General features: G+C 63.5%; 19 protein-coding genes. 8 read left to right on the plus strand and 11 right to left on the minus strand.

Translation table 11 applies throughout. The annotated features are described in order from the left end of the window. Positions 1-6: 6 nt before the first annotated feature. Positions 7-930, minus strand: a complete 924-nt coding sequence (locus tag KBI52_RS31330; RefSeq protein WP_247654760.1) for a carbohydrate ABC transporter permease — start codon at positions 928-930, stop codon at positions 7-9. Positions 931-994: 64 nt separating this feature from the next. Next, positions 995-2,311 (minus strand): sugar ABC transporter substrate-binding protein, encoded by a 1,317-nt coding sequence (locus KBI52_RS31335; protein ID WP_173950140.1) that lies wholly within the window; start codon positions 2,309-2,311, stop codon positions 995-997. A 456-nt stretch (positions 2,312-2,767) separates the two neighbouring features. Here KBI52_RS31335 and KBI52_RS31340 point away from each other — a divergent pair, with 456 nt between their 5' ends. Genes KBI52_RS31340 through KBI52_RS31355 form a run of 4 tightly spaced genes read left to right on the plus strand, consistent with a single transcriptional unit; the run spans position 2,768 to position 8,528 of the window. Continuing rightward, entirely contained in the window at positions 2,768-3,868 is a 1,101-nt protein-coding gene (locus KBI52_RS31340; RefSeq protein WP_210812764.1) for a branched-chain amino acid ABC transporter substrate-binding protein, read from the plus strand. Between the two features lie 24 nt (positions 3,869-3,892). Continuing rightward, positions 3,893-7,081: a response regulator gene (locus KBI52_RS31345; protein ID WP_210812765.1), complete on the plus strand. Its 3,189-nt coding sequence runs from the start codon at positions 3,893-3,895 to the stop codon at positions 7,079-7,081. Then, complete coding sequence (locus tag KBI52_RS31350) at positions 7,078-7,455, plus strand: response regulator (RefSeq protein ID WP_173950137.1); 378 nt, start codon at positions 7,078-7,080, stop codon at positions 7,453-7,455. Before KBI52_RS31345 ends, KBI52_RS31350 begins: the two co-directional genes overlap by 4 nt. Then, the gene (locus tag KBI52_RS31355; protein WP_173950136.1) at positions 7,452-8,528 is read left to right on the plus strand and encodes an adenylate/guanylate cyclase domain-containing protein; all 1,077 of its coding nucleotides are present in this window, start codon (positions 7,452-7,454) and stop codon (positions 8,526-8,528) included. The genes KBI52_RS31350 and KBI52_RS31355 overlap by 4 nt, the downstream gene beginning before the upstream one ends. On the opposite strand, the gene lpdA is transcribed toward KBI52_RS31355, so the two are convergent. The 9 genes from lpdA to KBI52_RS31400 all read right to left on the minus strand — a co-directional run bounded on the left by lpdA (position 8,519) and on the right by KBI52_RS31400 (position 17,739). Beyond that, the gene (gene lpdA / locus KBI52_RS31360) at positions 8,519-9,916 is read right to left on the minus strand and encodes a dihydrolipoyl dehydrogenase (protein ID WP_210812766.1); all 1,398 of its coding nucleotides are present in this window, start codon (positions 9,914-9,916) and stop codon (positions 8,519-8,521) included. The genes KBI52_RS31355 and lpdA overlap by 10 nt on opposite strands. Before the next feature lie 5 nt (positions 9,917-9,921). After that, positions 9,922-11,247 carry a dihydrolipoamide acetyltransferase family protein gene (locus KBI52_RS31365; RefSeq protein ID WP_210812767.1) on the minus strand — a complete coding sequence of 442 codons (1,326 nt, stop codon included), beginning with the start codon at positions 11,245-11,247 and terminating at the stop codon, positions 9,922-9,924. A gap of 1 nt (position 11,248) precedes the next feature. Continuing rightward, complete coding sequence (locus KBI52_RS31370) at positions 11,249-12,262, minus strand: alpha-ketoacid dehydrogenase subunit beta (RefSeq protein WP_173950133.1); 1,014 nt, start codon at positions 12,260-12,262, stop codon at positions 11,249-11,251. Between the two features lie 3 nt (positions 12,263-12,265). Further along, positions 12,266-13,498 (minus strand): 3-methyl-2-oxobutanoate dehydrogenase (2-methylpropanoyl-transferring) subunit alpha, encoded by a 1,233-nt coding sequence (locus tag KBI52_RS31375; protein ID WP_173950132.1) that lies wholly within the window; start codon positions 13,496-13,498, stop codon positions 12,266-12,268. A gap of 127 nt (positions 13,499-13,625) precedes the next feature. After that, positions 13,626-13,916, minus strand: a complete 291-nt coding sequence (locus tag KBI52_RS31380) for a hypothetical protein (protein ID WP_173950131.1) — start codon at positions 13,914-13,916, stop codon at positions 13,626-13,628. Positions 13,917-14,026: 110 nt separating this feature from the next. Continuing rightward, complete coding sequence (locus KBI52_RS31385; protein WP_247654761.1) at positions 14,027-14,860, minus strand: universal stress protein; 834 nt, start codon at positions 14,858-14,860, stop codon at positions 14,027-14,029. A gap of 125 nt (positions 14,861-14,985) precedes the next feature. After that, the gene (locus KBI52_RS31390; protein WP_173950130.1) at positions 14,986-15,711 is read right to left on the minus strand and encodes a DUF2270 domain-containing protein; all 726 of its coding nucleotides are present in this window, start codon (positions 15,709-15,711) and stop codon (positions 14,986-14,988) included. 193 nt (positions 15,712-15,904) lie between these two features. Beyond that, positions 15,905-16,825 carry an MBL fold metallo-hydrolase gene (locus KBI52_RS31395; protein WP_210812768.1) on the minus strand — a complete coding sequence of 307 codons (921 nt, stop codon included), beginning with the start codon at positions 16,823-16,825 and terminating at the stop codon, positions 15,905-15,907. 278 nt (positions 16,826-17,103) lie between these two features. Then, positions 17,104-17,739 carry a GntR family transcriptional regulator gene (locus KBI52_RS31400; protein WP_210812769.1) on the minus strand — a complete coding sequence of 212 codons (636 nt, stop codon included), beginning with the start codon at positions 17,737-17,739 and terminating at the stop codon, positions 17,104-17,106. Positions 17,740-17,943: 204 nt separating this feature from the next. Here KBI52_RS31400 and KBI52_RS31405 point away from each other — a divergent pair, with 204 nt between their 5' ends. From KBI52_RS31405 to KBI52_RS31420, 4 genes are all read left to right on the plus strand, one after another. Next, entirely contained in the window at positions 17,944-18,939 is a 996-nt protein-coding gene (locus KBI52_RS31405) for a sialic acid TRAP transporter substrate-binding protein SiaP (RefSeq protein ID WP_173950127.1), read from the plus strand. 109 nt (positions 18,940-19,048) lie between these two features. Further along, positions 19,049-19,633 carry a TRAP transporter small permease gene (locus tag KBI52_RS31410; RefSeq protein ID WP_173950126.1) on the plus strand — a complete coding sequence of 195 codons (585 nt, stop codon included), beginning with the start codon at positions 19,049-19,051 and terminating at the stop codon, positions 19,631-19,633. Then, positions 19,633-21,039, plus strand: a complete 1,407-nt coding sequence (locus tag KBI52_RS31415) for a TRAP transporter large permease (protein WP_210812770.1) — start codon at positions 19,633-19,635, stop codon at positions 21,037-21,039. The genes KBI52_RS31410 and KBI52_RS31415 overlap by 1 nt, the downstream gene beginning before the upstream one ends. A 43-nt stretch (positions 21,040-21,082) precedes the next feature. Then, positions 21,083-22,600 (plus strand): UxaA family hydrolase, encoded by a 1,518-nt coding sequence (locus tag KBI52_RS31420; protein WP_173950124.1) that lies wholly within the window; start codon positions 21,083-21,085, stop codon positions 22,598-22,600. Positions 22,601-23,345: the final 745 nt, after the last annotated feature.

Here is a 23,345-nt window from a genome sequence, read left to right on the forward strand (position 1 = left end):
TCACCCTCAATCGGCGATGTTCTTTGCGATCGACCGGACCAGGAAGATCGCCACGATATTGGCCAGGATGACGGCGATCACGCCGGCCGCCGAAGCGCCGCCCACGTCGTATTCGCGCAGGGCCCGCAGGTAGATCAGGAAAGCCAGGTTGGTCGAGGCAAGCCCGGGGCCGCCCGATGTCGTGACGTAGATCTCGGCGAAGACCGACAGCAGGAAGATGGTCTCGATCATGATGACGACGCTGATGGCGCGGCCGAGATGGGGCAGGATGATGAAGAAGAACATCGAGAAGGGACCTGCGCCGTCCATGCGCGCGGCCTCCTTCTGCTCGCTGTCGAGGGATTGGATCGCCGTGAGCAGGATCAGCAGGGCGAAGGGCAGCCATTGCCATGCGACGATGATGATGACGGAGGTCAGCGGGAAGCTGCCGAAGAAATCGATGGCCGGCAGGCCCAGTGAGCGAGCGAAGAATGCGAAGAGCCCGTTGACCGGGTGCATCAGCATGTTCTTCCAGATCAGGGCGCTCACCGTCGGCATGACGAAGAACGGCGCGATGGCGAGCAGTCTGGCAATGCTCCGGCCGTAGAATTCCTGGTCGAACAGCACCGCCAGCAGCGTGCCGAGTCCGACCGTGATCACAATCACCCAGAAGACGAGAAAGAGGGTATTCGCCATCGCCGTCCAGAGGGACGGATCGGTGAGCAGGAAGGTGTAGTTCTCGAAGCCCGCAAATCCGCCAACCGACGGGTCAAGAAGGTTGTAGTACTGGAACGAGAACCAGAGCGTCATCACCAGCGGCACGATCATCCAGAGGAACAGGATGATCACGGACGGGGCAATCAGCGGAAGGGTTTTGACGTTGCGCTGGCTGCGTCTCCCGGCAGGAGCCGTGGCGCCGGTAACGGAGACGGTCGTGGTGGTGCTCGCCATTGCGATCCTCGCGGCTGGAGAGCAACCGGCGGACCAGGGGCCCGCCGATTGCATGGCGATCAGCTTATTTGGGGTAGCCTGCCTGCTTCATCGTGCGCTCGGTCGAGCGCTGCGCCGTTTCAAGGGCCTGCTCCACGGTTGTCTGGCCGGCCAAGGCGGCCGCGATCTGCTGCCCGACCGCCGTGCCGATGCCCTGGAACTCGGGAATGGCCACATACTGGATGCCGATATAGGGCACGGGATCCTTGGTCGGCTTGGTCAAGTCGGCATTGACGATCGCGTCGTACACGACCTTCGCGAAGGGTGCCGCCTTCTGGTACTCCGGGTTGTCATAGGTCGACTTGCGCGTTCCGGGAGGGGCTGCGACCCAGCCGGCCTCGCTGCCCACCAGCGTGATGTACTCCTTGGACGTCGCCCATTTCACGAAGGATTTGGCGGCATCGACCTTCTTCGAGGATGCCGGGATGCCGAGCGCCCATGCCCAGAACCAGCCCGATCCGTTGCTCGTGACCTCCACCGGGGCAGCCGTGAAGGCGGTCTTGTCCGCCACCTGGCTTTCCTTCGGGTTGTAGATGTAGCCCGCAGCCGACGTGGCATCGACCCACATGGCGCAATGACCGGTGGCAAACAGCGCCCGGTTCTCGTTATGCCCGTTCGCCGTCGCGCCCGGAGGGCCATATTCACGCATGTTCTTGACGTAGTAGTTGATCGCGTTCTTCCACGGCTCCGTCGTCAACTGCGGTTCCCACTTCTCGTTGAACCAGCGCCCGCCGAAGGCATTCACCATGGGGCCGATGAAGGCCATGTTCTCGCCCCAGCCGGGCTTTCCGCGCTGGCAGAACCCGTACTGCTCCTTCGACTTGTCGGTGAGCTTGGCGGCATATTCCGCGATCTGGTCGTAGGTGGGCTTGTCGGGCATCTTGATGCCGGCCTGATCGAACAGATCTTTTCGGTAGAAGGTGAACGAGCTTTCGGCATAGAACGGCACGGCATAAAGCTTGCCGTTGTAGGACAGGCCGTTCATCACCGACGGAATGATATCAGCGTAATCATAATCAGCGCCGAGATCATTCAGGGGAACAAGCCAGTTCTGCTTGCCCCAGATCGGAGCCTCATAGGAACCGATCGTGATGATGTCGAACTGCCCGCCCTTGGTGGCGATATCGGTGGTCGCACGCTGGCGCAGCACGTTCTCCTCGAGCACCACCCAGTTCAGCTTGTTGCCCGTCGCCTGCTCCCATTTGGGCGACAGACGCTGCATGATGATCATGTCCGCATTGTTGACCGTCGCGATTGTCAGGGTCTGGCCCTGTGCCAATGCCAGACCCGTGCCCGCAATCCAAACTGCCGCAGACACTAGCGAAAGCTGCCTCAACTGCATTGCATCCTCCCGATGGAAGCTGTTCTGGATTGTTATTCGTTATAATAATGAATGCTGGCACGGCGAGTTATGGCCGTCAATTACTCAAAGCAAGCTCGCGTCTGTCGGAACTACATCAAGTTTTATCATGGGATTTGCTTGGATGTTTCTATTGTGTGATTTACCTCTTGCGGGGAATTGCCGCGCGGCTCGCGGTGCCTAGATAGAGCCGCCGCCATGCAATCCTTCTCGCTTACCTCCTTTGGCAGACGGTGAATGGCATCGACCCTCGTGGACAGATCGTCTAGTATGCAAACTGGAGCGTAACTTGATGCTGCCGGTGGAAGGCGTTCTTGGTTCGCGGAGGATGCCGGGTCCGTCAGGACTTTCTAGAAGCCAAACCCCGCCTTGACGTAACCTTGTCTCTCGCCGTCAGCCGCCGACACTCCAAAGATGCTCCCGGGTTGGAGGGTCGCCATGAGAGGGCTGCTGCGGGGTCTTTCCATCGTCGTCGTTTGCACCCTGTGCGCTGCCGCAGCTCATGGAGAAATCCTGATTGGCATGGCGGGCGCACTGACGGGCCCCAACGCCTATCAGGGGGAGCAGCAGCAGCAGGGCGTCGAGATGGCGATCGCCGACATCAACGCCGCGGGTGGCCTTCTCGGCCAGCAGATCAAGCTCATCTCCGTTGATGATGCATGCGACAGCGCGCAAGCGATCGCCGCCGCACAGCGCCTTGTTGCCGCCAAGGTGTCGTTTGTCGTCGGACATCAGTGCTCGGGCGCATCCATCCCGGCCGCCGCGATCTATGCGCGGGCCGGCATCATCCAGATGACCCCCGCCTCGACCAATCCGCGCCTCACCGAAGAGGGGAGAACCAATACCTTCCGGATTTGCGGGCGCGACGATCAGCAGGGCGCTATCGCCGGCGACTTCCTCGCAGCGCGCTGGAAAAGCGGCAAGATCGCCATCGTCCACGACGATTCCGTCTACGGCAAGGGCCTCGCCGAAGAAACGAGCCGCCAGCTCCACAGGCATGGCGTCATGGAGACGGTATTCGAGACCCTCGTCCCCGGACAGAACGATTACTCTCCGCTGATCGCGAGATTGCGGGCCGCCGGGATCGAGGTCGCCTATTTCGGCGGCTACTACCGTGAAGCCGCATTGCTCATCCGAGGCGCACGCGAGGACGGCTATCGGTTGCAACTGGTATCCGGGGACGGGATCGCCAGCGAAGCCTTCGTGCAGGTCACGGGAGAAGCCGGCACGGGCACCCTCTTCACGTCCTTCCGGGATCCGCGGCGCAGCCCCGTGGCCGCACCGGTGGTGGAGCGCTTCCGCCGACAGGGCTTCGAACCCGAAGGCTACACGCTCTACAGTTACGGCGCCGTGCAGGCCTGGGCCCAAGCGGTCATGAGGGCAGCATCCACGGAAACCAAGACCGTCATCGATGCCCTGCGCGGCAGCGAGTTCGATACGATCCTCGGCCGGGTCGGATTCGACGACAAAGGCGATGTCCGGCAGCCCGGTTTCGAATGGTTCATCTGGCGGAGCGACCGGTATGTTCCCCTGGAGTAAGGGAGGGGCGATGCCCTTACCATCATGCCCGTCTGGCTGAGCGTCCGTTGGCGCCTCCTTCTTGCGTTTCTCGGAATCAGCGCCTTCGCGCTACTGGCGGCCGCGGCGGGCACCTACGCATTCCGCCAAATGGCCTTCGTGATCGAGCGCATCACGGAGCAGCGCGTGCCCTCGGCCATCACGGCTCTCGATTTGTCCCGACAGGCCGAACGGATCGTCGCGGCGGCCCCCACTCTGCTGAGCGCGCGCTCACAGATGCAGTACCGGGAGATCTCGGCCTCGATCACGGCCGAGGTCGACCATCTCGAGGCTCTGCTCGCCGAGATCAAGAGCGATGTCGACCCCGCGACAGGGACCACCATGGAGCCAGCCGTCGAGCGGCTCCGTCGCAATCTCACGGCACTCGCCGGCCTCGTCGCCGGCCGGATCGTCGTCTCGACGCACAAGGACGCGCTCCTGCGGCGTCTTTCCAACGCCACGGTCGCAGCGCAGCGTCTGGTTGCTCCGGCTCTCGTCGTGCTGGATTCCAAGTTCGCCGCCTCACGGCGCGAACAACCGACACAAGGGGCCCCGCAGCCTCCCGCGGTGGTCATTCAGGAGATCGCCGACGATCTGCTGATGCAGAAGGCGCAGCTCGAATTCGCCGCGATCGGCGATGGCCTGCTCAAGGCCTCCTTGACGGACAACGCGGCCGACATCGCGGTTCTCGGCTTCCCCTTGAACCGCTCGCTCTCAGCCCTGCGCCAGATCTCCACCGACCTGGCGGATCCCCGCCTTCGCGCGCGCTTCGAGCAGCGCATCGCCGACTTCGCCAAGCTCGTCGAGGGACCGGACAGCCTACTGTCCGCGCGAAGGACCGAACTCGGCCTGATCGAGGATGCCGAGCGCCTCCTGCAGGAAAACGCCGGCCTGTCGTCCCAGCTCACCCAGGCCGTCGACGGTCTCGTCACCGCGGCCCGGCTGGATATCCAGGCGGCCAGCCGGGAGGCGCTGACGGCGCAGCGCGTCGGCAACAACGTGCTGCGCGGCGTGGTCGCGTTGAGCCTCCTCAGCTCGCTTCTCATCGTCTGGCTCTATGTCGACCGCAACCTCGTCGCACGCCTGCGCAATCTGAGCGACAGCATGCTGGCGATCGCCGGCGGCAACCTGCGGGCTCCCCTGCCGGGCGACAGCGGCGACGAGATCGGACAGATGGCCAAGGCGCTCGCCGTCTTCCGCGACACGGCGATCGAGGTCGAGGAGAAGAACCTGCGCGAGGTCGCCAACGCCCGGCAGCGTCTGATCGACGCCATCGAGAGCATCAATGAGGGCTTTGCGCTCTACGATGCCGATGACCGCCTCGTCCTGTGCAACAGCCGCTATCAGGAGCTTCTCTATCCCGCGACGAACGTCCCCATGGCCCCCGGGACATCGTTCGAGACGGTGATCCGGCGTGCCGCGGAGCTCGGGCTCATCAAGGAGGCGAGAGGACGGATCGACCCCTGGGTGGTCGAGCGACTGGCCCGCCACCGGAATCCGGTCGTGGCCGAAGTGCAGCACCGGGAGGGCGACCGCTGGATCCAGGTCAGCGAGCGCAGGATCGCCGGCGGCGGAATCGTTGCCGTCTATACGGATGTCACCGAGGTCAAGCGACATGCGGCGCAGCTCGAACTGGCCCGCGACCAGGCCATGGCGGCGACCCGGGCCAAGAGCCAGTTCCTCACCAACATGAGTCATGAGCTGAGAACGCCGCTCAACGCCATCATCGGGATCACCGAGATGCTGAAGGAAGATGCGGTGGAGACGGGCGAGACGACCATGATCGAGCCGCTGGACCGGATTCACCACGCCGGGGCGCATCTTCTGGCTCTCATCAACGAGATTCTCGATCTCGCCAAGATCGAGTCCGGCAAGCTCGAGCTCCATACGGAGGAGATCGAGCTCGGCTGCCTGTTGGAGGACGCGGCTCGAACGGCCGAGACCCTTGCGGCCAAGAACGAGAACCGTCTCGTCACCGAACTCGCGGCGGACCTCGGCAGCATCCATGCCGACCCCGTCCGGATCCGTCAGGTCGTTCTCAATCTTCTGAGCAATGCCTGCAAGTTCACCAGGAGCGGAACGGTCACTCTCCGTGCCGGGCGCGAGACCGGTCCAGGCGGCGACCAGGTGGTTCTTTCCGTTCACGACACGGGAATCGGCCTGACGGAGGCTCAATGCGCCAATCTCTTCCAGGAATTCACGCAAGCCGACAGCTCGATCACCCGGAAGTACGGAGGAACCGGGCTGGGCCTCGCCATTAGTCGCCGGCTCTGCCGGATCATGGGCGGGGATATCACCGTTCGCAGCTCCCCGGGGAGCGGAAGCACCTTCAGCGTCACCCTGCCGGCTGGACGAAGTCCCCCAGGCATGCGCAGCCTGCGGTCCGACATGAAGCGTCTGCCGATCGGCACCCGCCCGGTCGGACGCGGGCAGCGCGCGCTGGTCATCGACGACGAGGACACGTCGCGCGACATCCTGAGGCAGCTCCTGACGCGGGAGGGCTTCGAGGTCGTAACGGCCGAAAGCGGTCGTCGGGGAATCGAACTGGCCCGGGACTTTCGACCCTCGGTCATCACGCTCGACGTGCTGATGGCGGATCCCGATGGCTGGAGCACTCTTCAGGAGTTGAAGCGGGATGTCGCGTTGTGGGACATCCCCGTCATCATGGTCACCATCGTGGATGAAGAGAACCGCGGTTACGCGCTTGGCGCCGCAGCCTATCTGACGAAGCCGGTCAACCGGGAGTGCCTCCTGAAGGCGCTTGCGTCATGCCGTCCCGAGCATGCGAACCCGCGTGTCCTGGTCATCGAGGACGATGCCCAGACCCGCGGCTGGCTGACGCGCATCCTCCGGGAGGATGGATGGGAAACGGCCGAGGCGGAGAATGGAAGGGTCGCCCTGGAAAGGCTTCCCGTCGTGGGTCCGGATATCGTCCTTCTCGACCTGATGATGCCCGAGATGGACGGGTTCGAATTCGTCGACGAAATTCGCCGAGACGAGAAAACCCGCCATCTCCCCTTGATCGTGCTGACGGCCGCGGATCTCAGCGACGACGACCACCGCCGCCTCAGCGGCGGCATCCGCAAAATCCTGCGCAAGCGGCTCGGCGGAAAGGATGAGGTGCTGTCCAGCCTGCGGGAGGTCATCGCCGATTGCATGCGGCCTGGACATGCCGGGCATCGGGAGCGAGCATGATCCGGATTCTGTATGTCGAGGACAACGAGGACAATGTGTACATGCTGTCTCAGCGCCTGAAGCGGCATGGCTTCGACGTTCTCGTTGCCCGCGACGGCGAGCAGGGTGTCGAGACGGCCCGCCGGGAAAAGCCCGATCTCATCCTGATGGATCTCGGCCTGCCGTCCCTCGACGGCTGGAGCGCCGCCCGTCTGTTGAAGGGAGCACCCGACACCCGGCGAATTCCGATCATCGCACTCTCCGCCCATACGATGCCAGGAGACAGAGAACGGGCCCTGGCGGCAGGCTGCGACGAATACGACGCGAAGCCGATCGCATTCGAGAGGCTCCTGGCGAAGATCGACAGCCTTCTGCAGGATCGGACGGCACCATGATCGATACTGGCGTTCGTATCCTGGTCGTCGATGACAACGAGGACAACCGGTACACACTGACGCGGCGCCTGCAGCGGGAAGGCTGGGCGGACGTGGTCACCGCCGAGAACGGGCGCGAGGCCCTCGACAGGGTCGCTGAGGAGCGGTTCGACCTCATTCTCCTCGATATCATGATGCCCGAGTTGAACGGATACGAGGTTCTCAAGCACCTGAAATCCAATCCCGCGACCCGCGATATCCCTGTGTTGATGATCTCGGCCCTGTCCGAGTTCGAGAGCGTCGTCCGCTGCATCGAGCTCGGAGCGGAGGATTACCTGCCGAAGCCCTTCAATCCGGCGCTCCTGCGGGCCAGGGTCGGCGCCTGCCTGGAGAAGAAGAGGCTGCACGATCAGGAATTGAGCTACCTCAAGGAGATCGAGCGGCAGCGGTCCCGAGCCGAGGCGCTTCTCCATGCCATCCTTCCGGCGCAGGCGGTGGAGGAACTCGAAAGCGTTCAGAGCGTCACGCCGCGCCGGCATGAGAACGTCGTCGTGCTCTTCGCGGACGTGGTGGGCTTCACGGCCTATTGCGACCTCCTCGCTCCCGAGGAGATCGTCGCCAACCTTCACGTCTTCGCCACTGCCTTTGAGGACAATGCGGCGGAACATGGCCTCGAGAAGATCAAGACGGTCGGCGACGGCCTTCTCGCCACCGCTGGCCTTCTCCTGTCCAACCCGGACCCGGTGATGTCCAGCATCGCATGCGCGGCCTCGACCATCGCGTCAGCATCCCGCCTGCCGATTCCGTGGGACGTGCGGGTGGGCATCCATGTCGGCCCCGTGGTGGCCGGCGTCGTGGGCCGTCAGAAATTCAGCTTCGACATCTGGGGCGACACGGTCAACGTCGCGGCTCGCCTGGCGGCCTACGGCACGAGCGCCAGCATCAATGTCAGCGCAGCCGCATGGGAACAGGTGAAGACCCGGATCGACGCCTCCCCCCTGGGCCCGGTGCCGATCAAAGGGAAAGGCGTTCTGGAAGCCTACCGGGTCGTCCCCGCTCGGTCGCGCGGAAGCGCGGGACCGGATCAGATGTGAAGCTCCTGTCCGAGCGCCTTGAGAGCCGCCTCCTGGAACGCCTCGCCCTGGGTCGGATGAGCATGGATCGTGCCGGCGATGTCTTCGAGGCGCGCGCCCATTTCAACCGCGAGGCCGAAAGCTGCCGCCAGTTCGGAGACGCCATGACCGACGGCCTGTATGCCGAGGACCAGATGATTGTCCAGGCGAGCAACGACCCGCACGAATCCATCCTCACCCATCTTGGTCATCGCCCGACCATTGGCCGAGAACGGAAACTGACCGATCGTGATCTCGATCCCCGTTCGACGAGCGTCTTCCGGTGACAGGCCGACGGTCACGATCTCGGGGTCGGTGAAGCACACGGCAGGAATACTGCGCTTGTCCCAGACGCGCTTATGACCGGCGATGATCTCGGCTACCATCTCGCCCTGCCCCATGGCGCGATGAGCCAGCATCGGCTCCCCGGTCACGTCGCCGATGGCATAGATCCCGCGCATGGATGTCCGGCACCGCTCGTCGATGCGGATGAAGGGCCCGTCCATGTCGAGGACGAGCTCGTCCAGCCCCCAGCCCTGCGTCACGGGCCGTCGCCCGACCGTGACGAGGACCCCGTCTGCGGTAAGCGACGTCTCGGATCCGTCCTCCGCCTCGACCAGCAGGGTGCTGCCGGCCTTGGCCAAGCCTTTGGCCTTGGCCCCGGTCATCACGTCGATGCCGAGAGCCTGCAGCCTCTTGGACACGGGACGCGTCAACTCGGCGTCGTATTGCGGCAGGATGCGGCCTTGAGCCTCGACGACGGTGACCTTCGCTCCCATCTTGGCGAAGGCGGTGCCGAGCTCCAGGCCGATATAGCCGCCCCCGACCACGACAAGGCGCTCCGGAACCGAAGTCAGTGCCAACGCCTCCGTGGAGGAGATCACGGCTCCTCCGAACGGCAGGTTCGGCAATGCGACGGGGGCAGACCCCGTTGCGATCACGACGGTCTCGGCGCGGACGATCTGCCGGCCCGTTTCCGTCTCGACCTCGATCGTCTTGCCGTCGCGAAAGCGTGCATGTCCCTGAACGATCTTCACCTTCGCCTTCTTGAGAAGGCCCGATACCCCGCTGTTGAGCCGCCCGACGATGCCGTCCTTCCAGGCGATTGTCTGAGCGAGATCGAGTTCCGGTTTCGTCGCTCTGATCCCGAGGGAATTGCGACCGTTCGAAAGATGGACGATCCTGTCGTACTCCTCCGCCGCATGGATGAGCGCCTTCGAGGGAATGCACCCGACATTCAGACAGGTTCCACCGGGCTTGCCCGCGTCGACGATGACCGTGTCGATCCCCAGTTGACCGGCCCGTATGGCGCAGACATAGCCGCCGGGTCCGGCCCCGATGACCAGAAGCTTGCAGGAAATGTCCTTCATCGGTCTCAGGTCTCCACGAAGATCATGGCGGGCGTCTCCAGAAGCGCCTTGATGCGCTGCACGAAAACGGCCGCGTCCCAGCCGTCGATGATCCGGTGATCGAAGCTGGAGGACAGGTTCATCATTTTGCGGGGGATGAACGTGGAGCCATCCCAGACCGGCCGCACCACCATCTTGTTGACCCCTACGATCGCGACCTCCGGATAATTGATCACCGGCGTCGTGACGATCCCCCCCATGGCGCCGAGCGACGTGATGGTGATCGTCGATCCGCTCAGCTCCTCACGGCTCGCGAGGCCCGACTTCGCCGCCTCGGCCAGACGGTTCAGCTCGGTGGCGCAATCCCAGAGATCGCGGGCTTCCGCATGCTTCACCACCGGCACCATGAGGCCGGAACCTGTCTGCGTCGCAATGCCGATATGCACGCCGCCATGCTGGTGGACGACGCTCGCGTCGTCGTCGTAGATAGCATTCAGATGCGGCTGCTCGGCAATGGCCTTGACCATCGCGCGCATCAGGAAGGGAAGAAGGGTCAGCTTCGGCCGGTCACCCCGCCGGTTCGCATTGAGCGAAGATCGCAGATCCTCGAGCGCCGTCACGTCGACCTCTTCCACATAGGTGATGTGCGGGATGCGCGATTTCGCAAGCGCCATCTTCTCGGCGATCTTGCGCCGCAGCCCAATGACCTTGATGTGCTCGACGCCCGTGTTCTGCGCGAGCCCCGGTGCCTTGGAAACCTGACGGCCATGGGTCAGGAAGGCATCGAGATCCTCATGGGTGATCCGACCCGCAGGACCGGAACCCGGAACCTGCCGGAGATCGACGCCAGCCTCGCTCGCGCGCAACCGGACGGCCGGCGATGCGACCGGCCTCTCGCCCTCGGGGCGCATCGCCGGGGCGCGATGCATCCTCGCCGGCGGTGCCGGCGGCCGTTCCACCGGTTGCGGCGGCGTGCTGCGAGCCTGCCGTTCGACGATGGCTTCCGGAACTTTGACGGCGCCGTCTGCCTGGGCTTCGATCTCCCCAGTCCGAGCGGGCGCCTCGGCGGCCTTCTCCGGCGGGCTGCTCTCGGAAGACGCGCGCTCCTCCCCCTCGACCTTCAAGCGGATCAGAGGGGAACCGATGGCGACCACATCGCCGATCTCGGCTCCGAGCCACAACACCTCGCCGTCAACGGGAGAGGGAATTTCCACAGTGGCCTTGTCGGTCATCACCGCCGCGAGCACGGCATCCTCGCGGACGAGGTCGCCGACCTTGACGTGCCACTCGACGAGTTCGGCCTCGGCGATCCCTTCGCCGACATCGGGCATTTTGATCAGGTGCTCGCCCATGTCAGGCCTCCATCGTCTCGACGAGGGCGCGTCCGACACGGGCCGGCCCCGGGAAGTAATCCCATTCCTGAGCATGCGGGTAAGGCGTGTCCCACCCGGTGACCCGCGCGACGGGAGCCTCCAGATGGAAGAAGCAGGCCTCCTGAACGAGAGCTGCCAGCTCTGCTCCGAAGCCGGACGTCAGCGTCGCCTCGTGGACCACCACGCAGCGGCCCGTCTTCCGGACGGATGCCGCGATCGTTTCCATGTCGAGCGGGATCAGCGTCCGCAAATCGATGATTTCCGCATCGATCCCGGCCTCGGCGGCAGCGGCCTGCGCCACATAGACCATTGTTCCATAGGCCAGCACGGTGACGGTGGCGCCTTCGCGCACGATGGAAGCCTTGCCGAGCGGCAGGCTGAAATGGCCGCTCGGGACTTCGCTCAGGTCGTGCTTCGACCATGGCGTCACAGGACGGTCGTGGTGACCGTCGAAAGGGCCGTTGTAGAGACGTTTCGGCTCCAGGAAGATCACCGGGTCCGGATCCTCGATGGCCGCGATGAGAAGGCCCTTGGCGTCATAGGGATTGGACGGCACCACTGTCTTCAACCCCGCCACGTGGGTGAACAGGGCTTCGGGGCTCTGGCTGTGGGTCTGTCCGCCGAAAATACCGCCGCCGGTCGGCATGCGGATCACCAGCGGACAGGTGAATTCGCCATTCGAGCGATAGCGCAGCCGGGCCGCCTCGGACACGATCTGGTCATAGGCCGGATACATGTAATCGGCGAATTGGATTTCGATGCACGGATGCAGGCCGTAGGTCGCCATGCCGATCGCCGTTCCGACGATGCCGGCCTCGCTGATCGGCGCGTCGAAGCAGCGCGTCTTCCCGTATTTCTGCTGGAGTCCGGCGGTGCAGCGGAAGACGCCGCCGAAATAGCCGACATCCTCGCCGAAGACGACCACGCGCTCATCGCGCGCCATCATCACGTCCATCGCGTCGCGGATGGCTTCGATCATCGTCATGCGCGCCATGGCTCAGACTCCTGCCTGCTGGCGCTGACGGCGCAGATGCGGCGGCATCTCGGCATAGACGCCATCGAACATCTCGCGCGCCGAGGGCTTGGCACCGGCGTGGAGCGTGCCGTAGCTCTCTGCTTCCTTCTGCGCGGTGATCACCGTGTCGAGGATCTCGGCCTCCGCCTGCTTGTGGCGCTCCTCCGACCAGGCCCCGCGCAGGATCAGATGGTTTTTCAGCCGGATGACCGGATCGCCGAGGGGCCAGGCATCGGACTCCGTCTTGGGACGATAGGCCGAGGGATCGTCGGACGTCGAGTGGGCGCCGACCCGATAGGTGACGTATTCGACGAGCGTCGGGCCGAGATTGCGCCGCGCCCGCTCGGCGGCCCATTTCGCCACCGCATAGACGGCGAGATAATCGTTGCCGTCGACCCGAAGAGACGGAATGCCGAAACCCAGGCCACGGGCGGCGAACGTCCCCGCCCCACCCCGGGCGATGCCCTGGAAGGTGGAGATCGCCCATTGATTGTTGACGATGTTGAGGATGACTGGGGCCTTGTAGGTGGACGCGAAGACGAGCGCCGCATGGAAGTCCGACTCCGCCGTCGATCCGTCGCCGATCCAGGCCGCGGCGATCTTGGTATCGTTCTGGATGGCCGAGGCCATCGCCCAGCCGACCGCCTGAACGTACTGCGTGGCCAGATTGCCCGAGATCGTGAAGAACCCGTGCTCCTTGGAGGAGTACATGACGGGCAACTGGCGTCCCTTCAGGGGATCGCGGGAATTCGAATAGACCTGACACATCATGTCGACCATCGAGTAGCCGCCCGCGATCAGGAGGCCTGCCTGCCGATAGGTCGGAAAGTTCATGTCCCCCGGCAGGAGCGCCTTGCGGAAGGCAGAGCTGATGGCCTCCTCGCCCAGATGCTGCATGTAGAAGGATGTCTTTCCCTGCCTCTGGGCGATCAGCATGCGGGCATCGAAGGTGCGCAGCGTCATCATGTTGCGCATGCCCTCGATGAGTTCCTCGTCGCTCAGGAGCCCGGCCCAGGGGCCGACCGCCTCTCCGGCGCGATTGAGGACCCTGATGATGGAGAAGGCGAGATCGCGGATGGATTCCGGATCCACGTCGATCTCGGGCCGGGGGACGGCGCCGGCTTTCGGGATCCTCACATTCGAGAAGTCGGGTGTCCCCCCGGGTCGAACGGCTGGTTCGGGCACGTGAAGGGTCAGCGGTCCGTAATCGGTCATGGTCTTTCGTTCTCCTCCCGAGAGAACTAGGAACGAAACACCATTCGGCCATAGGCTGAGCCGTTTCAAAAGAGGGTGAGACCGGTTATCGACAGGCTCCGGAAGCGCCGACCAATCTGCCGGGCCGTTACGGCTTCACGGTCGCCAGAACTTCGCCCGCCGTGATTTCAGGCTCGCCTTGAATCAGATCGGCCAGACTCGCATGGATCCACGTCAGAGCCTTCTCATTGGCCGCAAGCGCGGCCTCGCGGCTGTCGAACAGCGTCACCGAGCCGCCGATGCCGTTGCCGCAATCGAAGACATGATACTGCTGAAAGCCAGGAGACTGCCGCAGGATCTGGCCGATCCCGCTCTCGGCGCGTCGAGCTGCTTCGGGCACGGAGCGCATGTTCCTGAATTTCCGGATGACGACATACATGAATGCCTCCATCTTTCGCAGACGAGCACAACCCCAAACGCAAGGGAGCCATTCTGGACAACTCCCGCGACGACGACCGCCGTCGATCGCTGCAGGCGACCATGGCCCCGCTAATGGGCCATCAGGACCGGCAAACCCGCGTGGGCAATGATATGGCTGGTGGCTCCGCCGAAAATCATCTGCCTGAGGCGGCTCTGGGTATAGGCTCCCTTGACGAGCAGGTCCGCATGGAACGAGGCCGCGTCCTCCAGGATGGCTTCGCCGGGAGCGCGCGTGTTCAGCCTGCGTGCCGCCGTCTCGGCCCGGACGCCGTTCCGCTGGAGGCGAAGCGCCAGTTCCGCGCCGCTCGGCCCATCCACGCCCCATCCGTCTAGGGTCAGAACGACGACGCGATCGGCCTTCGCCAGAAGAGGCATTGCGAGCGCCACGGTTCGAGCCGTCTCCGTACTGCCGTTCCAGGCAATCACGATGGTCTCGCCGATTGATGCCGGAGTCGAGGGCGGAACCATCAGCACCGGCCGCCCTCCCTCGAACAGGGCAGCCTCGAGGGTAGCCAGTCGCGGCGGCTCGTCCCTTGCCCCCGGGCGACCAAGGACGATCAGATCGAACACCCTGCCGAAATTCCCGATGTAGCTGTCTCCAAACAGCTGCGGGCCGATCCATCCACAGGAGACCTCCTCCGGCACCTCCGTCTTTCGTGGCACCGCGCAGGAGAGCATGAACTCCTCGAAAAGGTGGCGCGCGCGCTCCACCAGCTCACGCTGCTCCTTTTCGCTCAGGATCGTCCATCCGACCGGGACATCGAACGCGATGACGTCAGGAATGTCGGGACCGAGCGCCAGGCCTTCCACATGGCTCCCGAAGCGGCCGGCCACCAGGAGGGCGGCGTCAAGGACCGAGCGAATGAAGCTGTGCTGCTCAACCGGAACCAGAATGGCCTTCATGGCAACCACCTCGGTCAGCCTGCGAGCCGATGCCCCGGGAACATTATACTCCCGAACTCCGCTTTCGGCACATCCAATCTTCTCCACTCCTCGTCGAGCCTTGGGTCTCAGACATGAACTGGGCCTCAGACATGAACGTTGCCGAAGGCCAGCTCTCCTTCCCCTGTCTGCTTGCGCAACGTGGCGTAGAGAATCCAGCCATAGAAGATCGCCAGAGCGGCGATCACCGCCCATCCGGGAACCGGCCCGATCGCCGCATTCCGGACCCATTCCTCCATCGACGTGACGAGGTGGGCGTCGACGGCATTTTCCTGCATTCTGATGAAGGTGGTTTTGACGATCCAGGCGAACAGCAGGATCAGGAACATCCAGCAGTAATTCCGGCGGAGGCGGCGTGAGAGGGCTTGGCTGGTGCTCGTCAGGAACAGGGGGCGCCTGAGGTCGTCGCCCAGCTTCTGGACCCAGTCGGCCGTGGTTCCCTCCTCGGGCGAGAAGATCTGGGCGAAGTAGTTGCGCTCCATCCGGCGCACGCGATTGCGATAGACGTCGAAGAAGCGATAGCGGCGTGCCTCGATCACCAGGAGCAGCAGGACAAGCACCATGGCGAAGATCAGCACCCCATGGTGGGCCGTTGGCGTGGAGAGCGAGACCGACAGCATGGCGGCCACCACGGTAATGGCCCAGTTGGTCGTTCGGTCGATCCGATCGCGCCACCCGGCCATGCGGGCGATCTCGGCGCGGTGGTAATGCGCCATAACGGTGACGAACTCGCTGGAGGTGCTGGGAAAAGCTGGCGCCTCGACGGGCGGGCGCAGGGCCTGGACAGGCGCAGGATCGTTCTGCGGCAGCATGACGGCGCTCCCTCGGCCCCCTCGGATGACACCGGTCGGTTCTGGAGGCTTGCGCTCTTGTCAGAACGTTACAGGGCGAAACCCATTATAGCACCGGGACGGGCGTGCGAAGAGCGCAGATCTCGAGTGGAGGCCGTCAGACCGGAACGGATCTACTCCGGGCCGTGGCCATTCCGCCGCCTACGTGGCGAAGTCACTCCCAGACGGCATCGGCAAGCCCATCGAGCGGAATCTTGAGATAGCGCATTCCATTGCTCTCGGGGGCCGGCAGCCGTCCTCCTGCCATGTTCACCTGCAGGGCATGCAGGATCAGCTTCGGCATCGGCAGCTTGGCATCCCGTGCCTGGCGCATGGCGATGAACGCGTCCTCCGTGCGAGCCCGGACGAGGTGGATGTTGGAAGCCTTTTGGCTGGCGACGGTGCTTTCCCAGGCAGGGTCCCGGCCTCCCGGGCTGTAATCGTGGCCCGAGAACAGGCGGGTCTCGTCCGGCAGCGACAGGATGCGCCGGATGGTGTGCCATAAGGCTCTTGCATCCCCGCCGGGGAAGTCGCACCGAGCCGTGCCGAAATCCGGCATGAAGAGCGTATCGTGGATGAAGGCGGCATCCCCGACGACATAGGTGATGGATGCGAGGGTGTGACCTGGAGAGAACATCACTCGCGCATCCATGTCTCCGATCTGAAAGACCTCGTCGTCGGCGAGCAGGCGATCCCATTGCGAGCCGTCGGCCGCAAACTCCTTCAGGTTGTAGATCTCCTTCCAGAGCCGCTGCACGTTGACGATCCGCTCTCCGATGGCCGTCCTTGCCCCTGTCCTGTCCTTGAGATAGCCCGCGGCCGACATGTGATCTGCATGGGGATGCGTATCGAGGATCCAATCGACGGTGAGGCCCTTCTCGCTCACGTGAGCCAGCAGTGCATCGGCCGACGCGGTCGCGATCGATCCCGACTTCTCATCATAGTCGAGAACGGGATCGACGAGAGCGCAGCGTCCCGTTGCAGGATCGGCCACGATATACTGGATGCTGCAGGTCCGTTGATCGAAGAACGCCTCGACCTGCGGTGGACCAGCCGAGCGATCCGGTCCTGCTTGCGGATAAGCCGCTGTGCTCATGGCTTCCACTCCTTGAGGCGAAAACGGACGGCGTCGCCGCAAACCTGTAGTCGGCACGCGGTGCGGCGCTGGTCGCAGGCATCCACCAGCGGACGGAAGGCCATCGGGCCTCGGGTTGCGGAACGATCGTCCTGGCCCCTTCGTCGGGCATCGAGCAAGCAATCCGACCCTTATATACCGCAGAGCGTTGCCGGTGAAGTGGCGCCCGGAGCAGGACCGGCTGCGTGTCCGCGGCAGGTCGCAGGCACCGGATCGGCACCTTGGACTGCGAGACGGTTTCAAGCCTCCACGAACACCTCCGCGTGCTCGACGGAGAATCGGCCCAACTCCTCAACGACGGCCTCCAGGTGCGCCTCCATGGCCCGGCGCGCGGCCGGCGCATCGTGGGCCTCGAGAGCCCGGAAAATTTCCCAATGCTCGGCAAGGGTCACGATATGCCGGCGGGGCGAGGAGAGAAGACGGCGCACACGATCGATGTTCGCCCGGGAGGCGTCGATCACGGCGGCCACCCGCGGCAGCTTGAGCCCTTCGACGAGAATCGTATGGAATTCGAGATCCAGCACGTGGAAGCCCGGACGATCTCCCCTCAAGACGGCCTCCTGCTGCGCCTCCAGGTTGCCGCGCAGGGCCTCGATGTCATGACAGGACAGATGCCGTGCGGCATTCTCCGCCACCATGCCTTCCAGAGCCTGACGGATCAGCATGGATTCCCTGATTTCCGCCAGACGGATGCGCGCCGCTCTCGACCCGCGCTGAGGCAGGATCTCGACGAGCCCCTCCGCGGCCAGGCGTGTCAGCGCCTCCGAAACCGGGAACCGGGACACCCTGAGCGCGTTGCAGACGGCACCTTTGTCGATGAACTCGCCAGGGGCGAAGTCGAGCGCCACGATGGCCGAGCGCAAGGAGCGCTCCACCAGATCCGTCGTATGGCCTCGGCTCCCTCGCTCGAGGGGAGCAAGGAAAACATAACTTTTTCTCTTGTCCACGGCGTCCATTTGCCTAACATGTTAGCCGAACCGTTGAGCGGACGCCACCGTCTCGTCGGATAGCTCCTACGAGCGGCACCGCTCGTGATCATGTTTCAACCGGCCACAGAGCCGGCATTCGGAGAAACGCCTATGCCATTTCTGACCCGCCGCCTTGCGTTCGGCCTCGTCGCAGCCGCAGCCGCCATTCTTCCCACCTTGCCGGCGAATGCCCAGACGAAGCTGAAATGGGCTCACGTCTACGAAACCTCGGAGCCCTTCCACACCCAGTCGGTGTGGGCGGCACAGGAGATCGCGAAGCGCACCAACAACCGCTATCAGATCGACGTCTATCCAGCATCGCAGCTCGGCAAGGAGAGCGACATCAATCAGGGCCTGTCGCTCGGCACGGTCGACATGATCATCTCCGGTCCAAGCTTCGCCGCGCGCAGCTATCCGCCGATCGGCATCGGGTATTATCCCTACATCTTCCGCGACTCCGCCCACCTGCTCGCCTTCGCGAAGAGCGACGTCTTCAAGGAGCTCAGCGCCGGCTACGCTGAAAAGACAGGGCACCAGATGCTGGCCCTCACCTATTATGGCGTGCGCCACAGTTCCACGAACAAGCCCTTCAAGACCTGTGCCGAAATGAAGGGTCTCAAGATCCGCGTGCCCGATGCCCCCGCCTACTTGGCCATGCCGCGCTCCTGCGGCGCCAATACTTCGCCCATCGCCTTCGCGGAGGTCTACCTGGCCCTTCAGAACGGCACGGTCGACGCGCAGGAGAACCCGCTGACGACGATCGAGGCGAAGAAGTTCTACGAGGTCCAGAAGAACATCGTGCTGACCGGCCATATCGTCGATCATCTTGCGACGATCGTCTCCAAGCAGCTCTGGGCAAAGCTCTCGGACGAGGACAAGAAGATCTTCGCTACAGTCGCCCAGGAAGCGGCCGTCCGCGCCTCGGGAGAAATCCAGGCGAAGGAGAAGGAACTGATCGAGACTTTCAAGCAGAAGGGTTTGACGATCACCGAGGTCAACAAGGACGAGTTCAAGGAAGCCGTGATGAAGAACGTCACCCTGGAATCCTTGGGCTATCGCAAGGCCGACTACGACAAGATCCAGGCCTTGAAGTCGGAAGGTCTTTGAGGTTTCGGGCGGGCCGTCTCCGGCGGCCCGCCTTTCCGCCGTTCAAGGATCCCACCGCCCGCCCCGGCAGGGATCACTTCAGACCTCCAGGAACGAGGCTCACTGAGACATGACGACTGAGGTTCACACCCAGGTCAGCGCCGAGGAGCTGGCGCAGACTTTCGACGAGAGCGAGCACGCACCGGTCGATCTATCGGGCTATGCCTTCGAGGACTGGCTGTCTTTAGCCCTGTTCTGGGCGATGTCGCTCGCGGTTTTCGTTCAATTCTTCACACGCTACGTGCTGAACGATTCCTTCGCCTGGACGGAGGAGATCGCGACCAATCTCCTGGTCGCTCTCGTCTTCATCGGGTCGGCCATGTGCGTGCGCATGAGCCGCCACATCCAGGTCGACTTCCTCTATCGCTATCTATCACCCGGTCTCGCCCGCGTGCTGGCAACCCTGATCGACGTCATCCGCGTCGCCTTCTTCGCTTATGGCGCCCTCCTGGTCTGGCGCTTCATGAGCATCATCGGCGACGAGCAGATGACGACCATCGCTCTCCCGAAAAACCTCAGCTACGCCTTTGTCTTCATCGGGTTCGTCCTGATGTTCTTCCGCTCCGTTCAGGTCGCTGTCGCCAACTGGCGCCGTGGCTATTCCGTGCTCGAGCGGCCCGAAGCATTCGATGCACCCTTGGTGGCGGAAACATAATGCTCATCCTGATCGGTTCTTTCCTCGTTCTGATGGTCCTCGGCCTGCCCGTGGCCATCTCCATGGCCGTCGCGTCCCTGCTCTATATCATCGCCAGCGGCACGGTGCCGGACGTCATTGTTGCGCAACGCATGATTGCCGGCGTCGAGAGCTTTCCGCTTCTGGCCGTTCCGTTCTTCATTCTGGCCGGCAACCTCATGAACATCGCCGGCGTCACGGGCCGCATCTACTCGTTTGCGGTTGCCCTCGTCGGGTGGATGAAGGGCGGCCTCGGACAAGTGAACATCATCGGATCGGTGATCTTCTCGGGCATGTCCGGGACGGCCATCGCCGATGCGGCCGGCCTTGGCACGATCGAGATCAAGGCCATGAAGGATCATGGCTATTCGACGGAGTTCGCCGTCGGCGTCACGGCGGCATCTGCGACCCTCGGGCCGATCATCCCACCTTCCTTGCCGTTCGTGATCTACGGGATGATGGCCAATGTCTCTATCGGTGCCCTCTTCCTGGGAGGCCTCATTCCGGGCATCGTGATGACCCTGCTGATGATGGGGACCGTAGCCTACTTCGCCTATCGGAACGGATGGGGCGCAGATACTCCCTTCTCATGGGCTCAACTGGGCAATGCCACCATCGAGGTCGTCATCGTTCTGGCCTTTCCGGTCGCCGTCTGGCTGATGATCCAGGCCGGACTTTCCGCCAACGTCTCCATTGGGATCGCCCTCGCTGTCCTGCTCGCCCTCGACTGGTATTTCGACTTCTCGGCCGTGATGGCCCTTATGGCGCCGGTCATCCTGATCGGCGGCATGACGCTCGGCCTTTTCACCCCGACGGAGGCGGCTGTCGCTGCCGTCATCTGGTCGCTGTTCTTGGGCCTCGTCCGCTATCGCTCCATGACGTTCAGGAGCCTGGCCAAAGCGACCTTCGACACCATCGAAACGACAGCATCGGTTCTCTTCATCGTCACGGCGGCGTCGATCTTCGCATGGCTTCTGACGGTCAGCCAGGCGGCGCAGATCCTCTCGGATGCGATCCTGGGCTTCACGCAGAACAAGTGGGTGTTCCTGCTGCTTGCCAACATCCTCATCCTGTTCGTCGGCTGCTTTATCGACACCATCGCGGCGATCACGATCCTTGTTCCGATCCTACTGCCGATCGTGCTCAAGCTTGGCATCGACCCGATCCATTTCGGCCTTATCATGACGCTCAATCTGATGATCGGCCTGCTCCATCCGCCTCTCGGCATGGTGCTCTTCGTTCTGGCGCGGGTCTCCAGGTTGTCGGTCGAGCGCACCACGGTGGCGATCCTTCCCTGGCTCGTCCCCTTGATGCTCGCGCTGATCGCGATCACCTATATTCCGGAACTGACGCTTTGGCTCCCGCAGAAAATGGGTTTGGGACGATAGTGGATCGTTCGATAGACATTCCTAACCGATTATTGAGATACTCATGAGCACTCCCCGCACCATCCGCCTCTCGCCCGATGACAATGTGGTCATCGCCATCGACCTCGTGAACCAGGGCGCGAGCGCGGCTGGACTGACGGCCCGCGAACGTATCCTGCGCGGACACAAGATGGCCGCGCAGCCGATCCGGGAAGGCGAGCCGATCCGCAAGTTCGGCCAGATCATCGGCTTCGCCAAGACCCACATCGCGCCCGGCGAATGGGTGCACGAGCACAATGTCGGTCTGCACGACTTCGAGCGGGACTACGCCTTCAGCGCAGATGCCCGGGAAGACGATCTGCTTGCGCCCGGACTGCGCGCCACCTTCCAGGGGTACCGCCGCGCGTCCGGTCGAACGGGCACGCGGAACTATATCGGCATTCTGACATCGGTGAATTGCTCCGCGTCCGTCGCACGCTTCGCAGCCGCCGAAGTCGAGCGCTCAGGTCTTCTTCGCGACTATCCCGGCATCGACGGCGTCGTTGCGATCGTTCACGGGACGGGTTGCGGCCACGCCGCCTACGGCGAAGGGTTCGACATCCTGCGTCGTACGCAATGGGGTTATGCCAGCCACCCCAACTTCGCCGGCGTCATCATGGTCGGTCTCGGCTGCGAGGTGTTTCAGATCGGCAGGATGAAGCAGGAATACGGCCTTACAGAAAGCGAAACCTTCCGCACCCTCACCATTCAGGAGACGGGCGGCACGAGGCGCACCGTGCAGGCCATCGTCGAGGCCGTGAAGGACATGCTCCCGATCGTCGCTCGGGCTCAGCGGGAGACGCGCCCCGCATCGGAACTGGTGCTGGCCCTTCAATGCGGCGGTTCCGACGGCTATTCAGCCCTCACCGCCAACCCGGCGCTGGGTGTCGCGTCCGATCTGCTGGTCCGTCATGGCGGAACGTCGATCCTGTCGGAAACCCCTGAAATCTACGGTGCTGAGCATCTTCTGACCCGGCGGGCCGCCACCCCGGACATCGGCGAGAAGCTCGTGTCGCGGATCAGATGGTGGGAGGATTACACGGCCCGCAACGGCGGCGAGATGAACAACAATCCCTCACCCGGCAACAAGGCCGGCGGATTGACGACGATCCTTGAGAAATCCCTGGGCGCCGCCGCGAAGGGCGGACGCTCGACCCTTCGGGCTGTCTACGAATACGCCGAACCCGTGAAGGACCACGGCTTCGTCTACATGGATACGCCCGGCTATGATCCTGTTGCGGCGACCGGCCAAGTGGCCGGCGGCGCGAACCTGATCGCCTTCACGACCGGCCGCGGCTCGGCATTCGGCTGCAAGCCCGTGCCGTCCCTGAAGCTCGCCACCAATTCCGACATCTACCGTCGCATGCTCGACGACATGGACATCAATTGCGGCGATGTTCTCGACGGCGTGTCCCTGGAAACGAAGGGCCAGGAAATCTTCGAGATCCTGCTCCGGGTCGCCTCCGGGGAGCACACGAAGTCGGAGGATCTCGGCTACGGCGATCTCGAGTTCGTCCCGTGGCAGGTCGGCGCAACGATGTAAGCGCAGCGCGGCGCCGACCGTCCGATGATCCCGGACGGGCGGCGAGTGCGACACATCGTTCCTCGGGAGGCCCGTTAACCCGTTGTTAACCATCACCGGGCGATGATCTTCCCGCTGATCCCTCGCCGGATCGACACTCTCCCAAATGCGAACGGGGCGCGGATGTACCGCCTCGCTTCGCTTTGGGATGCAGTGCTGGAGCCCGTGCCGCCCCATCCCGGCATGCAGTCGAACTACGCGCATCGGCCGTTTTTAGGACGTCGAGCACCGCCATCGGCAGCAAGGGACGGCCAATCGATAATCGGGTGGGCTTAGCCGAGCACGTAGAACGCCGCGCCAATCGCTGCCAGCGCACCCACGAATGCATAGGGATACCAGGTGGGAAAGGGCTTGTCGTGACCGTTGAAGCTCAAGCAGGTTCTCCTGAATCAAGGGCATGCTCTCTCTTCTTCCTCTTCTTCATGCAAAATGGTCTTTTCGTGAAATCCAAACGAAAACGGCCGAGCTTCGTGCGGCGGGCGGCCGCCTAAGATGAAGCCGGGCCAAGGTCCCGCCAGCCGCCGAATGGCGCGGCAAATCGGAAGAAAATTACTTTGAAGCACTTTTAAGGAAGCGAATACCACCCCGATCTCAAGGCTGTAGCGGGTGTTTTAGAACACCTCTGATTTTTGGCTAAGCCCTTGATCAATCTCAATTCTTTCAGATATCTCATCGGACGCCCCTGCGGGAATTCTCCCGGTCTCGG

The sequence above is a fragment of the Microvirga sp. HBU67558 genome (assembly GCF_018069605.1).
Taxonomy (GTDB): Bacteria; Pseudomonadota; Alphaproteobacteria; order Rhizobiales; family Beijerinckiaceae; genus Microvirga; species Microvirga terrae.

Coding starts and splice junctions, on each gene's coding strand:
- KBI52_RS31385 (WP_247654761.1), bottom strand. CDS start 14,860: ATGAAGGCCATTCTGGTTCCGGTTGAGCAGCACAGCTTCATTCGCTCG.
- KBI52_RS31405 (WP_173950127.1), top strand. CDS start 17,944: ATGCCATTTCTGACCCGCCGCCTTGCGTTCGGCCTCGTCGCAGCCGCA.
- KBI52_RS31335 (WP_173950140.1), bottom strand. CDS start 2,311: ATGCAGTTGAGGCAGCTTTCGCTAGTGTCTGCGGCAGTTTGGATTGCG.
- KBI52_RS31370 (WP_173950133.1), bottom strand. CDS start 12,262: ATGGCGCGCATGACGATGATCGAAGCCATCCGCGACGCGATGGACGTG.
- KBI52_RS31375 (WP_173950132.1), bottom strand. CDS start 13,498: ATGACCGATTACGGACCGCTGACCCTTCACGTGCCCGAACCAGCCGTT.
- KBI52_RS31340 (WP_210812764.1), top strand. CDS start 2,768: ATGAGAGGGCTGCTGCGGGGTCTTTCCATCGTCGTCGTTTGCACCCTG.
- KBI52_RS31390 (WP_173950130.1), bottom strand. CDS start 15,711: ATGCTGCCGCAGAACGATCCTGCGCCTGTCCAGGCCCTGCGCCCGCCC.
- KBI52_RS31350 (WP_173950137.1), top strand. CDS start 7,078: ATGATCCGGATTCTGTATGTCGAGGACAACGAGGACAATGTGTACATG.
- KBI52_RS31410 (WP_173950126.1), top strand. CDS start 19,049: ATGACGACTGAGGTTCACACCCAGGTCAGCGCCGAGGAGCTGGCGCAG.
- KBI52_RS31330 (WP_247654760.1), bottom strand. CDS start 930: ATGGCGAGCACCACCACGACCGTCTCCGTTACCGGCGCCACGGCTCCT.
- KBI52_RS31380 (WP_173950131.1), bottom strand. CDS start 13,916: ATGTATGTCGTCATCCGGAAATTCAGGAACATGCGCTCCGTGCCCGAA.
- KBI52_RS31345 (WP_210812765.1), top strand. CDS start 3,893: ATGCCCGTCTGGCTGAGCGTCCGTTGGCGCCTCCTTCTTGCGTTTCTC.
- KBI52_RS31415 (WP_210812770.1), top strand. CDS start 19,633: ATGCTCATCCTGATCGGTTCTTTCCTCGTTCTGATGGTCCTCGGCCTG.
- KBI52_RS31355 (WP_173950136.1), top strand. CDS start 7,452: ATGATCGATACTGGCGTTCGTATCCTGGTCGTCGATGACAACGAGGAC.
- KBI52_RS31365 (WP_210812767.1), bottom strand. CDS start 11,247: ATGGGCGAGCACCTGATCAAAATGCCCGATGTCGGCGAAGGGATCGCC.
- KBI52_RS31395 (WP_210812768.1), bottom strand. CDS start 16,825: ATGAGCACAGCGGCTTATCCGCAAGCAGGACCGGATCGCTCGGCTGGT.
- lpdA (WP_210812766.1), bottom strand. CDS start 9,916: ATGAAGGACATTTCCTGCAAGCTTCTGGTCATCGGGGCCGGACCCGGC.
- KBI52_RS31420 (WP_173950124.1), top strand. CDS start 21,083: ATGAGCACTCCCCGCACCATCCGCCTCTCGCCCGATGACAATGTGGTC.